Origin of the sequence: Lacihabitans soyangensis (assembly GCF_024343775.1) — a bacterium.
Taxonomy (GTDB): Bacteria; Bacteroidota; Bacteroidia; order Cytophagales; family Spirosomataceae; genus Leadbetterella; species Leadbetterella soyangensis.
In genome coordinates this window covers 52,672-68,868 of sequence record NZ_RJUF01000021.1, presented here as the reverse complement: position 1 = coordinate 68,868, position 16,197 = coordinate 52,672, and the positions used below count along the sequence as shown (strand labels likewise).

The 16,197-nt window shown below is 39.5% G+C and carries 13 protein-coding genes; 9 read left to right on the top strand and 4 right to left on the bottom strand.

The window, feature by feature from the left end; translation table 11 throughout:
* From EGI31_RS09275 to EGI31_RS09265, 3 genes are all read left to right on the top strand, one after another.
* Positions 1-673, top strand: a 673-nt coding sequence (locus EGI31_RS09275; RefSeq protein ID WP_255036952.1) for a hypothetical protein, incomplete at its 5' end; no start/stop codon positions are given.
* Positions 663-1,031 (top strand): hypothetical protein, encoded by a 369-nt coding sequence (locus tag EGI31_RS09270; protein ID WP_255035927.1) that lies wholly within the window; start codon positions 663-665, stop codon positions 1,029-1,031. The genes EGI31_RS09275 and EGI31_RS09270, both read left to right, overlap by 11 nt.
* A gap of 284 nt (positions 1,032-1,315) precedes the next feature.
* Entirely contained in the window at positions 1,316-3,448 is a 2,133-nt protein-coding gene (locus EGI31_RS09265) for a hypothetical protein (RefSeq protein WP_255036951.1), read from the top strand.
* Between the two features lie 122 nt (positions 3,449-3,570).
* Here the strand turns inward: EGI31_RS09265 and EGI31_RS09260 are convergent, their stop codons facing one another.
* Positions 3,571-3,711, bottom strand: a complete 141-nt coding sequence (locus EGI31_RS09260) for a hypothetical protein (RefSeq protein WP_255036950.1) — start codon at positions 3,709-3,711, stop codon at positions 3,571-3,573.
* Positions 3,712-3,903: 192 nt separating this feature from the next.
* Between EGI31_RS09260 and EGI31_RS09255 the strand changes: the two genes are divergently transcribed.
* Together EGI31_RS09255 and ygiD are read left to right on the top strand one after the other, a co-directional pair.
* Positions 3,904-4,566 (top strand): DUF2461 domain-containing protein, encoded by a 663-nt coding sequence (locus EGI31_RS09255; RefSeq protein WP_255036949.1) that lies wholly within the window; start codon positions 3,904-3,906, stop codon positions 4,564-4,566.
* 227 nt (positions 4,567-4,793) lie between these two features.
* Complete coding sequence (ygiD, locus tag EGI31_RS09250; protein ID WP_255036948.1) at positions 4,794-5,690, top strand: 4,5-DOPA-extradiol-dioxygenase; 897 nt, start codon at positions 4,794-4,796, stop codon at positions 5,688-5,690.
* 186 nt (positions 5,691-5,876) lie between these two features.
* Here the strand turns inward: ygiD and idi are convergent, their stop codons facing one another.
* Positions 5,877-6,395, bottom strand: a complete 519-nt coding sequence (gene idi, locus EGI31_RS09245) for an isopentenyl-diphosphate Delta-isomerase (RefSeq protein WP_255036947.1) — start codon at positions 6,393-6,395, stop codon at positions 5,877-5,879.
* 92 nt (positions 6,396-6,487) lie between these two features.
* Here idi and EGI31_RS09240 point away from each other — a divergent pair, with 92 nt between their 5' ends.
* From EGI31_RS09240 to EGI31_RS09230, 3 genes are all read left to right on the top strand, one after another.
* Positions 6,488-7,315 (top strand): fumarylacetoacetate hydrolase family protein, encoded by an 828-nt coding sequence (locus EGI31_RS09240; RefSeq protein WP_255036946.1) that lies wholly within the window; start codon positions 6,488-6,490, stop codon positions 7,313-7,315.
* Positions 7,316-8,878 (top strand): aldehyde dehydrogenase (NADP(+)), encoded by a 1,563-nt coding sequence (locus tag EGI31_RS09235; protein ID WP_255036944.1) that lies wholly within the window; start codon positions 7,316-7,318, stop codon positions 8,876-8,878.
* 260 nt (positions 8,879-9,138) lie between these two features.
* Positions 9,139-11,223: an alpha-glucuronidase family glycosyl hydrolase gene (locus EGI31_RS09230; protein ID WP_255036943.1), complete on the top strand. Its 2,085-nt coding sequence runs from the start codon at positions 9,139-9,141 to the stop codon at positions 11,221-11,223.
* Between the two features lie 204 nt (positions 11,224-11,427).
* Here the strand turns inward: EGI31_RS09230 and EGI31_RS09225 are convergent, their stop codons facing one another.
* The gene (locus EGI31_RS09225) at positions 11,428-12,510 is read right to left on the bottom strand and encodes an alpha/beta hydrolase (protein ID WP_255036942.1); all 1,083 of its coding nucleotides are present in this window, start codon (positions 12,508-12,510) and stop codon (positions 11,428-11,430) included.
* A gap of 324 nt (positions 12,511-12,834) precedes the next feature.
* Here EGI31_RS09225 and EGI31_RS09220 point away from each other — a divergent pair, with 324 nt between their 5' ends.
* Positions 12,835-13,173, top strand: coding sequence for a LiaI-LiaF-like domain-containing protein (locus tag EGI31_RS09220; RefSeq protein ID WP_255036941.1), 339 nt, complete (start codon positions 12,835-12,837; stop codon positions 13,171-13,173).
* Between the two features lie 55 nt (positions 13,174-13,228).
* On the opposite strand, the gene EGI31_RS09215 is transcribed toward EGI31_RS09220, so the two are convergent.
* Positions 13,229-16,168 carry an FAD-binding and (Fe-S)-binding domain-containing protein gene (locus EGI31_RS09215; RefSeq protein ID WP_255036940.1) on the bottom strand — a complete coding sequence of 980 codons (2,940 nt, stop codon included), beginning with the start codon at positions 16,166-16,168 and terminating at the stop codon, positions 13,229-13,231.
* Positions 16,169-16,197: the final 29 nt, after the last annotated feature.

The window sequence follows — 16,197 nt, the reverse complement described above, 5'->3', positions numbered from 1 at the left end:
CGTTTATTCTGGGGTAAATCACTTGCCAAGTACAACTGATTTTATTTCAGGTAAGAGTACTATTTCACCAAGTTTACTTTCTGACAAGAGCCAATGGACAAGTTTAGTTGGAGCTGTTTCAGTTGCAAATACATCTTTGGGAATAGGTTCTTTCGAATTGTCGAACTTTAATGCAGTCGATAAATATTCCAATAGGAGTGTTTATTCTGGAGTAAATCACTTGGCAAGTACAACTGATTTTATTTTAGGAAAGAGTACTATTTCACCAACTTTACTCTCTGATAAGAACCAATGGTCAAGTATAGCTGGTGCTAATTATTTTGGAAGTGATAATAAATTTGTGGAAAGTCTAAACATTGGCCACTTAAATAAGCAATTAGGTAAAAATGGTTATTTAACAAATCCGATTTCTGCAATTAAAGAATATGATGTTTTTAATATAGGTAATGACTTTTTAAAAATAGAAAATAAAGATTTAGAAAGATGTATTAAGCAAGAATGCCAAAGGATTGCTGAAATGGTTAAAATTGACCCAAATCATATTGGTTTGGAAGCATGTGGAACATCTCAAAAGCCAATTTTTAATATTTACTTTGTTTTTACTGGGTCTATTACAAGTAACAATTTACAAATAGGGGATAAGAATATAACAATAGTCAATTATGGAAAGTAAATACAGTTTTCCTAATGCAGTATTTAATGCAAATAATATCGCAATAGGTGATAATAATCAAAATTTATTCTTTGATGAAAATTCAAATGAGAATTATACGCCTATTGAAAAAGAATTAGTCAGTCTAATTTTTCAAAATACTGCCAATGATAAAGAGCGGGAAGAATTACTTTCTATGTTAAAAAACTATCGAGATTCTTCTGAAGATGAAAAAGATAAAGTTAAACCTATATTCTTTAAAAAATTTAAAGATTTATCTGAAAAAACTTCGATTGCTACCATTGCAAAAATTGCTTCGGAGTATTTTGGAAACAATTTTTCCGACCTGAAAGACTATGTTGAAGCTTCTGTCAAATAAGGGGTTAAGACTTTTTGGATTTAAAAACCCCACTATTATAGCCCATATCATCTTGGAAATTGAGCCTAAAATTCATTGCAAATTCAAATTTTTTATTTCAACCTCGAAATCTCCTCACTTCGAGCTTCACTCCCCATCTACCACTTTTCAGGTATTTGTAGCAATAACTGCTCAAGTATTTCCACCCCCTTCTTCGTACTAAATACCCTAATAAAACTCCGGTAAGAGTACGCTAAAATATTCATAATAAGGCTATTAATTTTGAATCCTAAAAAATTAATAGCATGAAAATTGATAAAACAAAGTTTAAATTGGAGGCCGCCGTGGAGCGGTTGTTGCCTGCTCGTAGTCAGTCCATGTATTTTGCCTCAGCCCAGGCTCAGGCTTTTAAAGAAAACACCACTTGGGAAGAACTCACCTGCGTGGGCTACAATCCTGAAAGCCGCAAACTGGAGGCTGTGGTTCAGCTTAAACAGGCGTTTGGCTATTCTGGTGGCCTCTGTACCAACGGCTCTACGGAGTTCGTTCGTTTTTTTATCGACTGGGGCTCAGGATTTGAGGATGCGGGCCTTACCGGTTTTAAGGCTTTTGATGTGCCCAACATTCCGAGCAACAACCATCCGCTGCATTTTATGGTGCAACAAACCCTCAACGAGGCTACGCACCGTAAAATCTGTACGGTTCCGGTGCTTCCAAAAGTGCGGGCCATACTATCGTGGAACAGCATCCCGAGCCTTGATCCCAACCAAACGGTGGGCTTTGGAAATAAACTCGATGTCAGGATTCAGATAAAACCTCGTCGCTGGTTTTTGGGCGATTTGTTGGATATTTCTAAAATAAAAGTAGCACCAGAACTATCAGAAATGCTACAGCTAAATCAGGTTTTGACGATGCAAAAGCAGGAGGTTTCTGTTGAAAACTTGCTAAAAATCAATACTGCTGCTAAGGTGCCAGCTCATCGTACTTTGCACAGTTTTATGAGCGAAGCGGCTGGTTTTTCGAGTATAAAAATGGCCAAGAATCCAGTTTTTGAGAAAATAGACCTTGGCAAATTTGACCTCAACTGGGAGAGTATTTTTAAAGGCTACGACAAAGAGTTCAATACCAGTTTTGAGGAACTCACTTGTGTAGGTCTTAACTCCGCCAATGATACCTTGGGAGCAGTGGTTCATATCAAAAAACAAAACGGCTATAGTGGTTCACTCTGTCAGAAAGGCTCCACAGAGTACGTGGCTTTTTGGGGTGATTTTGACAACAACGGTGTGTTTGAATACCTCGGTACCAGTGAAGTAGAGGTACATGATATTGGGCAGATTCCAGACGAAGGCCTGAATTATAATGTGCAGTTGCCGCTTAACTTGGAGCCTTATTTGCAAAGGTGCAGCAGCCCAAGAATAGCCAAAATAAGAGCGGTGCTTTCATGGCAAACGCCACCTTCTACTACTGACCCTAACGCCGCAGTTTATTGGGGAAACCGTCGTGAAGTGCGGGTGCTTTTAAGAGCCAAAGGAAGCCAAACCAGCGACTTACATTTTCATTATCACGATATCGGCGGCGTGCCAGAGGATTTGATCCAAGGCGGGTTGGCCTACCAAAGTCCTGTTAGTCAGACCAATAACAACCGCCCTTTTGGTGGTTCGGTACATATCGGGGGTAGGTTTGGCAGTGCAGGTGTACACTACAAAGTAGAGTATTCGGCAAATGGCTTCACTTGGCTACCTGCCAAAACGGGCGTGCAGAATTTTGCGGTCTATAATCCTGTAACAAATTCTTACCAGACTCAGTCGCAAGACTCTGCCGACGGCTGGTACATTTCGGTAGAAAACTTAGGCGGTGCTATTCCGATAGACGAGCAAAACGCCACATTGGTAGATTGGAATACCGCTGGTCTACAAGGCAACTTTCAAATACGGGTACTGTACACCTTGGATCCAAGCCACAGCAGTTTTATTACTACCGCTCCGAAGGACGTAAGGATAAATAACATCAGGTATGATGCAAATACGGCTTTCCATAATTACATGGCCGGTGGATTGTCGCTTAGCGGTGTACACAGTGTCGATATGATTTTTGACAATGGTGGAGGTTGTATAAGTCAGCCCAAAGGCACAAACTTTACGGGTTCGTTTAAGGCCACCCATGCGTATTTTTCTCAGGCTCAGCTATTTGTGATGCCAGCCAACTCCAATGCAGTCTTGTCTTCCGGAGTAGTTACTACAGCTCCAAGTGGCACATTGGTTAGGCCTATTGATGCGGCCCATGTCAGTGGATTTGGCAATGAAGCGTGGACACTCAATACCGGTGCGATGGCCAAATGCGGTTATGTGTTGGTACTCCATGCGTTCGAACGAACCATCTATAACAACGACCAAAACCTGCCTTTTGCTACGGTTTCTATTGGTTTTGCGGTTATTTGAGACTGATTTCTCGTTTTCTACAAAAAGGTAATTTCTTCATTGAAATTGCCTTTTTTGTTTCAAGAAAAGGCAGACAAAATGCTAATTGCGAACAGTCAAGAGCAAAACATTTCTATGAACAGCTATTTCCCGCCTTTTATCTTCTCCGCTACTTCTCTAACTAAAAGTGCTGTCAAGGCTCCGATAGCAAATATGGAAAGAAACTGAACGGTGCGTATGTTTTCGTTGCCAATAATACGTGAGTAGTTTCCAACAGAGATCATGAATAATACCGCTAATAGGACTAATCTTTTGTTTTTCATGGGGTTAGCGGTTTGGTTTGTATATCAAATGTAGTCTTTTTTTTAATAAACACATAGGCATACAAATAGCATAGGATTTTTGGTACCCTGAAATTTTATTTTTTTGAGGTGTTTTCCTTTTTAAATTGCGATATAAATATTTTGAAATTAACTATGGGAATCTCAAACGAACTTTTGGCTTTCTTAAAAGACTTGAAAGCCAACAATAACAAAGAATGGTTTACAGCCAACAAAGGCCGATACGAAGCCGCAAAGGCAGAGTTTGAAACTTTCATCACCGAACTTTTTGCTCGAATAGCGGTCTTCGACCCAAGTATTGGTCACTTGAAAGCTAAAGAATGTATTTTCAGAATTTACCGTGATGTGAGGTTTTCGAAAGACAAATCGCCTTATAAATCACATTTCGGGGCACATATTTCTATCGCTGCTAAAAAGTCTGAGATACATACTCGCTCTGGCTATTACATTCACATTGAGCCAGGTGACAGTATGTTGGCGGGTGGAGCATATTTGCCACAGGGTGACTGGCTCAAAGGAATTAGGCAAGAAATTGACTACAATGGTGCCGATTTGGTGAAAATTCTCGAAAATCCAGACTTCAAAAAGACTTTTGGTGAAATAGAAGGTGAAAAATTGGCTAGAATGCCCAAAGGATATCCTGAAGATCATCAATACATTGAACTTCTCAAAATGAAAAGTTTCTTGGCAACTCATAAATTAAAGGATTCAGACCTAACCAAGGCCAATTTTACAGAAACTGCCGCAAAAGTATTCGAAACGCTGAAGCCATTGGGCGATTTTTTGAATAGAAATTAAAAACATGTAGCTACATATTATGTAAATGAAAATATTTTCTTTTCTTTGAACTTTAATGTTGGTATAGTTAGTTTAATTAGAGAGTCATAATTTTCAATGGTCTGTATTTCAACAAAATAGGAAATACTTTCTATAGAATTTTTTATTATAATTCAAATGAATATCTCAAGACTTCGAAGACCTCATGCTTGGCGTCTTTGCGACCTAGCGGTTAAATCATATTCAAAATGAAAAGAAGAAATTTCATAAAAGCCTCAGCAGGCGTTACAGCAATGGCAACACTTAGTTCATTAAAAAACATAGCAGACAGCTTACCCGAAATGGGCCAAAAAATGCCAGTACTTTTTGTAGGTCATGGCAGCCCCATGAATGCTATAGAAGATAACGAATTCAGTCAAAAATGGCGTCAAATAGCCAAAAATATACCTAAACCAGTGGCTGTATTGTGTATTTCAGCCCACTGGCTGACACGTGGTACGTTTGTTACGGCTGCCCCACAGCTCGAAACTATTCATGATTTTGGTGGATTTCCTCAGGCACTTTTCAATGTTAAATACCCAGCTCCAGGATCTCCGACACTGGCCACCGAGACTAAGAATTTGATAAAAAATACAGAAGTTGGACTAGATCACGACTGGGGATTTGACCACGGCAGCTGGAGTGTGGTCAAGCAAATGTATCCAGATGCCAACATTCCGATGATCCAATTGAGCGTAGATTTCTATAAATCAGGCAATTACCATTATGAATTGGGCAAGCAGTTGGCTGCATTAAGAAACAAAGGTGTGTTGATATTGGGAAGTGGTAACATGGTGCACAATCTTCGCATGATTAGCTTTCCCAAAAATGCCGATCCAGCCAAAGGGTTCAATGTGGAATATGGCTTTGATTGGGCAATTGAAATGAACGAATTGTTTAAGAAGCTAATTGCAGACAAAAACCACAAACCGCTTTGGGATTATAAAACTTTGCACAAAGATGCTCACTTGGCCATACCCACTCCTGACCATTACTATCCTTTGCTTTACACGCTTGGAGTACAGGACGACAAAGACAAAGTAGAGTTTTTCAATGACAAGGCTATTGCGGGTTCTTTGACGATGACCTCAGTAAAAATAGGGTAAGATATTTCGAAAAAGGGAAGCCAAAATCTCTAAAGGTTTTGGCTTTTTTTATGCATAAAAAATTCTTTTGGGTACTAAAAATGCAAAAAGTGTTTATTTTTTGGGTACTAAAAATGAAAAAAATAATTTCTTTTGGGTACTAAAAATGGAAAAAAGCAATTTTTAGTAAGTATTTAGAGCAATAAATCAAGCCAACAATTCAGCTTCATGCTTCATTATTTCCTTAAACCAAACTGTGAAGTTTGCAGGATTTTGAAGAATTAAATCTTTGGTTTCTGAGATAGAAATCCACTTATAGCCAGCCACTTCGTCTGGATTAACAATGAAAGTATCGTTAAAGGTGCCTATATAAACATGATCAATTTCGTTTTCCGTTAGACCATTGTCAAAAACGGCTTTGTACCTAAAGGTAAACTTATGCGAGAGTTCACAATCGAATCCCATTTCTTCCTGTAATCTCCTGTGCACCGCTGCCTCCATGCTTTCGCCTTCATTGGGGTGTCCACAGCAAGTGTTTGTCCAAAGCCCGGGGGAGTGATATTTTCCAAAAGCCCGTTGGTGTATCAATATTTGGTCTTTTTCATTAAAAACCAATATCGAAAATGCCCTATGCAGCAATCCCTTTTGGTGAACTTCCAACTTTTCGCCGTGGCCTATGATGTTATCGTTGTCGTCTACAAGCGGAATATTGATTATTTGCGGCATTCTAGTGATTTACATTTAATTATAAACACAATGTTGAGTTTAAGTGTTTCGAATAATCAAAAAATTAGTAAATTGCCCAAAAAATTCAACCAGTGAAAATATACAATACTACCCAGGGCATAATTGCCGAAAAAGATTCAAAGTTTTTCAAAATTAATGATTTAGGTTGGGACCAACTCATCAATCAACCTGCATTATTCGCTTTCTTGAATAACAAAATAAATAACTCAGAAAGCGTGGCTTCTTTAGACGAAAGCACCATTTTGGCACCCATCGTTTCTCAAGAAATTTGGGCTTCAGGTGTTACTTATCTCAGAAGTAAAACCGCCCGTATGGAGGAATCCAAAGACGCAGGTGGCGGTGATTTCTATGACAGAGTTTACGATGCCGAACGTCCCGAGATATTTTTTAAAGCCACAGCCGCCCGTACAGTAGGTCATTTGCAAGACATCAGAATTCGGAAGGACTCTAAATGGAACGTTCCAGAGCCGGAGCTCACGCTTTTTGTGAATAATCAAAACCAAATAGCAGGCTACACCATTGGTAACGACGTCAGTTCGAGAGACATTGAAGGAGAAAATCCACTGTATTTGCCACAGGCCAAAAGCTACGATAAAAGTGCGGCTATTGGGCCGTGCATTTTAGTTTTGGAAGAGCCAATAAGCAGAGATACTGACATTGCAGTAGAAATTCTTCGTGAGGGAAAAACTGTTTTTGATGGTAAAACTCAACTTTCGCAGATGAAACGCGAATTGCCCGAATTGGTTGAATATCTGACAAGAGAATGCAGTTTTCCACAAGGCGTTTTCTTGATGACAGGTACCGGAACCGTTCCACCAGACGACTTCACGATGATCAGTGGCGACGAAGTAAAAATCAGTATTGACAACATAGGTACGCTCATAAATACAGTAGAATAAATGCAAGTTTTAGGAAAAAATTTAATTGGATTCACAGAATCTTCAGAAGGCACAGTCGGTATTCAGGCCATCAATCCGGCCTCGGGTGAACCAATTGGCCCATTGTTTTTTAAGGCAACCACAAGCGAATTGGACTTAGCCGTGCACAAAGCCAACGAGGCTTTTGCTATTTATAGAAAAATATCAGGAGCAGAGAAAGCAACATTTCTAGAGGCGATTGCCACAGAAATAGAGGCTTTAGGCGATTCATTATTAGAACGATACACTGCCGAAAGTGGTCTTCCGCTGGGTAGGGCTCAGGGCGAAAGAGGCAGAACACTAGGGCAACTTAGGTTGTTTGCAAGTTTGTTAAAAGAAGGTTCTTGGGTAAATGCCATCATAGACACCGCTCAGCCGGACAGACAGCCACTTCCAAAGCCAGACCTACGGGCCATGGAGCGTCCTCTTGGTCCGGTGGGCATTTTTGGGGCTAGTAATTTTCCATTGGCGTTTTCTGTGGCAGGTGGCGATACCGTTTCCGCATTGGCTGCTGGTTGTCCTGTAGTTTTCAAAGGTCACCCCTCGCATTTAGGCACCTCAGAATTGGCTGGAAGAGCCATTTTGGCGGCAGCTCAAAAAACAGGTATGCCCGATGGCGTTTTTTCTTTGGTTTTTGACGATAGCATTGAAATAGGCCAAGCTTTGGTAAAACATCCTTTGATCAAAGCTGTAGGTTTTACGGGTTCGTTGAGAGGTGGGAAATCACTTTTTGATGCGGCAGCTGCTAGGCCAGAACCCATCCCAGTTTACGCCGAAATGGGCAGTATCAATCCGGTATTTATTCTACCCAAAACACTGAAAGAAAAAGGAGATGTTTTGGCTCAGAACTATATGAATTCCGTAACGATGGGCGTGGGACAGTTTTGTACCAATCCTGGACTTTTGGTTATAGAAAAAGACGATGCCTTTGTAGCAAAACTAGAGAGCGTTTCGGCAGAATCGAATGGCGGTGTGATGCTTAACAAAGGCATACAGTCGGTGTATCACAAAGGCATAGAGGAATTTGAGAAATACGCTAAAGTAATTAGCTTTGGCAAAAAACCAGAAGGTTTTACCGCAGCCCAGCCTGTTATATTTAAAGCTGATTATCAAACGTTTAAAGGCAGCGAAACGCTAAAAGAAGAGGTTTTTGGCCCTTCAAGCTTGGTGGTAGAAGCCAGTAGCAGAGAAGAAATAATGGAAGTGGCTCATAATCTTTCTGGACATCTTACGGCCACTGTTTTTGGCTCTCCAAAAGAACTAGCCGAATACGCAGATTTACTTGAACTTCTAGAGCAAAAAGTGGGGCGACTGATCATTAACGGATTCCCAACGGGTGTGGAAGTTACTCACGCCATGGTACACGGCGGCCCATATCCAGCTACCACAGACAGCCGCAGCACTTCGGTAGGAACGATGTCCATCACCAGATTTACAAGACCAGTTTGTTATCAAGATATGCCCGATACGTTGTTACCTGTTGAACTTCAGAACCAAAACTCTTTGGGTATTTGGAGAAAAGTGAATGGGGAGATGGTGAAGTAATATTTGAATCAGAAATAATTGACCCTCCTGAATGTTATTTTGGGAGGGTTTTTTGTTTTAGAACGAGAAAACGTTTAAAAGTTTAGTAATGGCCAAGTTAATTAGAATGAAAAAATACCAGACCACTTTGATTTTGAAAAGAAAACGGCGGGCTTTATGTAGTTCAATTTAAGTATAGTTAAAAAATCAAATAACTCAATGGTTTAAGAAAATATTTCTACCTTTCTTCCGATATTTGTCAATTCAACACTTAATATTTTATGAGATTATTCGTCCTGTTTTTATTAAGCATAATTAGCCTAAATACCTTTGCCGACGACGGCTACCGACTTTGGCTCAAATATGATCGTATTCAAAATGAAGCTTTGAGAAAAACGTATGCACAAAAACTGGCTACCGTTTCGATTAATTTTTCGGACGAAACCTCAAAAGTTACGCTTTCAGAATTAGAAAAAGCTTCTTTGGGACTGTTGGGTGTAAAAACGAAATTGGTAGGAAGCAATGCAAGTTTGGTTCTCAAAAAAGAAATCTTGACAGATAAAAACTCAGAAGCCTTTGAGATAAAAAGCACAAAGAATCAGATTGTCATTTCGGGAAACACCTCAAAAGGAGTGCTTTATGGTGTTTTTGAGTTGATCAGAAGAATTCAAACTTCGGAATCTTTGGAAAATCTGAAAATTGCGTCTTCTCCAAAAATCCAACTCAGAATGCTCAACCATTGGGACAACAACAACGGCACCATTGAGCGGGGATACGCTGGTATGTCGATGTGGAAATGGTACGAATTACCAGAAAGAATTGACACTAGATATATCGATTATGCCAGAGCAAATGCTTCTATTGGCATCAATGGAACGGTTTTGAACAACGTAAACGCTTCAGCACGATTTATTACGGCGGAATATTTGGGAAAAGTAAAAGCCCTTGCCGATGTTTTCAGACCTTACGGAATTAAAGTTTTCTTATCAGTAAATTTTGCTTCGCCTAAAATTCTGGGAGGTCTAAAAACGGCAGATCCACTTGATCCTGAGGTAAAACAATGGTGGAAAAACAAGGCCGATGAGGTTTATAAATTGATACCTGATTTTGGTGGATTTGTGGTAAAAGCCAACTCCGAAGGTGAACCTGGTCCGATGGATTTTGGCCGCACACATAAAGACGGAGCCAATATGTTAGCCGAAGCCATGGCTCCGCATAACGGACTCATTATTTGGAGAGCATTCGTTTATAATTTTGATCCCAAAGGAGATCGTTTCGCGGCAGCTTATAATGAATTTAAGAAGTTCGACGGAGAGTTTTTGCCCAATATTATCATTCAAGTCAAAAACGGCCCTATAGATTTTCAGGTCAGAGAGCCGATTTCGCCACTTTTCGGAGCGATGGAAAAAACACCAGTTTCGATGGAATTTCAGCTGACGCAAGAATATTTAGGTTGGGCTACACATTGGGTATATGAAGGCCCAATGTTTGAAGAAGTTTTGAAAACCGACACTTTTGCCAAGGGAGCTGGCTCAACAGTGGCTAAGGTAATTGATGGTCAATTGTTTAAATATCCATTGACATCTATGATAGGTGTGGCCAATACAGGCTCCGACCGCAATTGGACGGGCCATCCAATGGCTCAGGCAAATTGGTACACGCTTGGGAGAATGGCCTGGAATCCAGAAATTACTTCGGAAAAAATTGCTGATGAATGGGTAAAAATGACTTTCCAGTCGGATAAGAAATCTACCGAAACCATCAAGAAAATAATGATGGAATCTAGAGAAATTTATACTAACTACACCAACCCACTAGGTGTACACCATGTAATGGGCGAAAGCCACCATTTTGGACCAGAACCTTGGGTAGAAAAAGCTCCACGACCAGACTGGACAGCCTTATATTATCACAGAGCAGACACTGTTGGCATTGGTTTCGATCGGACCGAAAAAGGAAGTAATTCATTAGCTCAATATCATCTTGGTTTGAGGAGTAAATACAGCGACATCAATACCATCCAGCCCGAATTCTTGCTTTGGTTTCATCATGCACCATGGAGACATAAACTCCAAAATGGCAGAACCGTATGGGATGAAATGGTGACTCGCTACTATGAAGGTGTAAAGTCTGTAGAAAATATGCAAAGGCAGTGGGCTTCAATCAAAGGAAAAATAGACTCCGAAACCTTTGAAAATGTAGAGGCAAGACTCAAAACGCAGCACAAAGAAGCCCTTTGGTGGAGAGATGCCTCAGTGGTATATTTTCAGAAATATAGCAAAATGCCCGTGCCATCGCCTTATCAAAAACCTGCGAGGACTTTCGAAGAGTTAAAGAGTTTGGTAGATGTGTATCATGTGAAGTAGATTCAAAATTTTCGAAAAGAATTTTCTCTTTTATTGATTTGAATTCATAGAAACTTGGCTTTTTCAATTTGAATATAAAGTATTCATTATTAGGCACATATGGATTTCTGCTTTATGATTTGCATAAACTTTACTTTACGATTTACATAAACTATACTTTACGATTTGCATAAATTCTACTTTACGATTTGCAGAAAATAGAAATCAATTATACAACCAATCCAAGGCTTTTGGGAATTCCTGTCCCCAACGTTTTTCGTTGTGTTGGCCTTCGGGGTCTAATTCAGCTTTGATCTGAATTTTGGCGGAGTCAAAGCCTTGATTGTCAATGGTTTCTTTGAGTTTTTCTATATTCGGCAACATACTTTCACTTTCTTTACCACCTCCGTAGAGATAAATTTTGGTGTCCATAGGATTAAAAAACTCCACAGCATCGAAGTAAATTTTAGGAGAAGTCCAGAGTGAGGGAGAAAATACCATCAGTCTTCCAATAGCTTCGGGGTACATCATACCTGTATAAATACTTATCAATCCACCCATCGAACTGCCTCCAATTCCGGTGAACTGCCTTTCAGGGAGGGTTCTGTAAGTGTTGTCTATCAAAGGCTTAAGGGTACGTACAATAAATGTAGCATAACGCATTCCTTGTCCTTTCACTCGGTTTTTATAAGGCGAAAACTCTACCTGTCTATCTTCTTCACCATGATTGATGGCCACAATTATTACGTCAGATTTCCCTTGTTTTTTAAGAAGTGATAGTCGCTTGTCAATTTCCCAATTGCCATAAACCGATCCTTCCCCAAAAAGATTCTGAGCATCGTGCATATATACTACCGGGTATTTTTTATCTGTATTTTTGGCATAATCGCTCGGCAGGATGACGCTAATTTTACGCGTTTTTTTCAACTGCGGAATTTCCATTTCAATGGTTTCTACCAAAGGCATGGTTTCATTATAATAAGGAGTAAAGCCGTTTTGTCGCCAAAGTGGAACATAATCAAGGTGTGGACGAAATTCTGGAAGAAGTGTTCGGTTTTTACTCGTATTTCCAAAACTATCCAGTTCTACATGTTCCCAACCACCTTTAGTGTATTTATATTCTAACGGATTATCTAAAGTAAAGTCTTTTTCGAAATCAAATCTATATTTGCCATCTCCAACTTTTTTCATCAAAAAATCAGTGTCGCTAGGGTTCCAATTGCAGAAATTTCCTGACAAAAAAACTGGTCGATCATCGTTTACTAAAGTATTTACCTCTACATACATGCTGCCTCTTTCTAATTTCATAAGGTAATTTTTACATTTTCGGGGTCGCAAAATTAATAGTATTGAAGATTACAACAAACATTTGTATTGTTTGTGGCACAAAAATGACCCGTTATATTAGAAATATTATATAATTCAGAACTTTTAACTTGGATAAATGCAAACTTGATGAGTTTGTTCTGATGGGTAAACTTACCAAAACTTTAAATGTTTTCAATCTCTTGGTATCCATTCATCGGTAAAAATCAAATATTCAACGATTAAATGCTTATCATTCAACGAAAAGCACTATTGCTGAGAGGGTTTTGAGTATAATTTTGAAGAAAAAACAAACAAATTACAATTATGAAAACGCAAAAAAGTACATCATCAGTTATTTGGGCAGTAGCCATAATAGTTATCGGTAGCCTTTTCTTAATGAGAAACTTCGACATGCTTTGGTTTGAATTACCGAAAAACCTTATCAGCTGGAAGCTAATTTTTGTCTTTATCGCCTTTGGTGAATTGGTTAAGGGTAAGGTCTTTAGCAGTATTTTTTGGGGAATCGTAGCAACAGTTTTCTACAATCCTGCTCTTTTGAGTCAGTTTTCTGTCAATTCGGTGTTTGAACTTTGGCCATTATTGTTGATAGGCGTTGGTTTAGATATGATTATCAAAAGAAGCAGAACTATAGAAAGGTGTTAATAAAATCTGCACAGACAATATTTCGGGAATCTAATTGTCTGTGCAGTTCAATATTTTACGCCAAAGCTTCCCAAAGAATCTCAATGGGGTGTTTGGCATGTTTGCCCGTGCCATCATGAATCTGGTGGCGACAGCTGGTACCAGGGGCGGCTATGATAACTTCTTCGGGTTGTTGGCGAACAGTTGGAAACAAAACCAACTCGCCAATTTTCATCGAAATGTCATAATGTTCTTTTTCATAGCCAAATGAACCTGCCATGCCACAGCAACCACTTGGAATTAGCTGCACATCATAACCCTTTGGTAAACTGAGCATTTTCTTGGTTGGCACCATAGAAGCTACTGCCTTTTGTTGACAATGCCCATGGAGTTTTATTAATCGTTTTTCGGCTTTGAATTTGGAATTATCGATACGTTTTGCATCCATTTCTTTTGCCAAAAACTCATCTAGCATCAACACGTTTTTAGACAATTCTACGGCTTTGTCTGCCAATTCTGCCGAAACCAGCTCAGGATATTCGTCTCTGAAGGTCAAAATAGCACTAGGTTCTACACCCAGCAAAGGCGTGTTTTCATTAATTAGCCCAGATAGTAGACTTACATTTTTATCAGCCAACACTTTGGCCTCGTCTAACATACCTTTTGATAGATAAGAACGACCTGAGTCTACATGGTTTGGAACTTCGATAGAATAACCTAACTTCAAAAGCAAATCCACCGCTTTTTTTCCTATTTCTACATCGTTGAAGTTCGTAAATTCATCTATGAACAAAAACACCTTTCTCTTTCCATTTCCAGCTTTGGTTCCGTAGCTTTTCTTAAACCAAGCTCTCAAGGTGGTGTCGGATAGCAAAGGCATGGTTCGGTCAGGATGAAAACCAACAACCGTATTGGCTATCTTTCTTAATGGTGCGTTTTTGAAAACAAAATTATATGCCCAAGGAATATATGATGCCAATGCCGACATTTTTGGATAATTTCCAATCATTTTCGAGCGTAACGGCACACCATTTTCCTTTTGGTATTGGTACATAAACTCCATCTTGAGTTTGGCCATATCTACATTCGAGGGGCATTCAGACTTACAGGCTTTGCAAACCAAACAGAGGTCTAATACTTCCTTTATTTCCTTAGAATCAAATCTATTAAGTTTATCGGATTGTGTCAGTGTTTCTCTAAGAATGTTGGCCCTTGCTCTTGTAGTATCTTTTTCGCTTTTGGTAGCCATATAAGAAGGACACATGGTGCCGCCACTCAAATGTGATTTTCTACAATCTCCCGAGCCATTGCATTGCTCGGCGTGTTGCAATATGTCTTGGTCTTTAAACCTAAACATGGTCTCAAAGTTGGGTGTTACTTGTCCGGCAGAATACCTCAAGAATTCATCCATCGGAGGTGTGTCCACAATTTTGTTGGCATTGAAAACATTGTTTGGATCCCAAGTTTTCTTCAAATCCTTGATGAGAGCATAGTTTTTCTCACCTATCTGTTGTTTGATAAACTCCCCACGAAGTCTTCCGTCGCCATGTTCTCCCGAAAGCGAGCCTTTGTATTTTTTTACCAATGTAGAAATCTCCTCAGCTATTAATCTGAATTGACCTTTTCCCTCTTGTGTTTTTAGGTTGATTATTGGTCGTAAATGCAATTCACCCGTGCTGGCGTGTGCATAATGCACGCTGTACATATTGTTTTTGGTCAGAATCTCATTGAATTCTCTAATGAACTCCGGCAGGTCGTAGACATCTACAGCAGTATCTTCAATCACTGCCACAGCTTTTTCGTCACCAGGCAAATTTGAAAGTAGACCTAAACCTGCTTTTCTTAATGTCCAACATTTTTTGATATCATCACCAAAAAGTATGGGGAAATGATAACCATACCCGGCTGCTCGCATTTCAGCTTCCATTTCGGCTGCCAATTTATTCACCTCTTCTATGGAATCTCGTGAAATCTCCACACAAAGTAATGCACCAGGGTCGCCTTCCACAAAAAACCGATTAGCCATTTGTTCTTTATTCGCTTTTGTACATTCTAAAATGTAGTGATCCATCAATTCAACCGCACTTGGTTTATATTTAAGAGCTATCAAGTTAGCTTTTAACGAATCGTCTATGGTTTCACAATGCACCGCTACAACACCTTGGAATTTCGGCGGAAGTGGATTAAGGTGCAGTTTCATTTCCGTGATAAACATCAATGTACCTTCCGAGCCAGCTATCAGTTTGCAGAAATTGAATTTCTCGGTTGAGTTTTCATTGAAAACCTCTGTTTCCAAAAGTTCGTCTATGGCATAACCTGTGTTACGTCTTGAAATTGTTCTTTTCGGAAATTGATCTCTTATTTCATCCTGCACTTCCTTCGAAGAAAGCGTCTCAAAAGCGTTTAGATAGACTTTGTCCTCGAGCGAAATCGTACTTTTACTTTTTATTTCCGAAATTTTGTTGGTGAAATTTTCCTTGGAAATATCTTTAAAAGTTACAAAGCTGCCATCGCTCAAATATCCTTGTACTTCTATCAAGTGGTCTCTGGCACTGCCGTATACCACGGAGTTACTTCCACATGAGTTGTTACCTACCATTCCACCTACCATGGCCCGGTTGGCTGTGGAGGTTTCTGGTCCAAAGAACAAGCCCTTTGGTTTTAGAAACATATTGAGTTCGTCTCTCACCACTGCTGGCTGTAACCTTACCCAAGATTCTTCCTCATTGACTTCCAAAATTTGAGTAAAAGTCTTTGAAACGTCCACAATTATACCGTTTCCTACTACTTGTCCAGCCAAAGAGGTTCCCGCTGTGCGAGGAATTAGGGTGGTTTTGTGTTTATTGGCAAATGAAATGAGTTGTTCAATGTCGTGGCGGTCATTAGGAAAAACAACACCCAACGGAAACTCTCTGTAAGCAGAGGCATCAGTGGCATAAAGCGTCCGCATAACCTTATCTTCAAAAATTTCACCTTTAAAACTACTTCTAAGGTCTTCGAAGTCTATACTTTTCATCAAAAAATCATATTTAGAAAATTGTATCA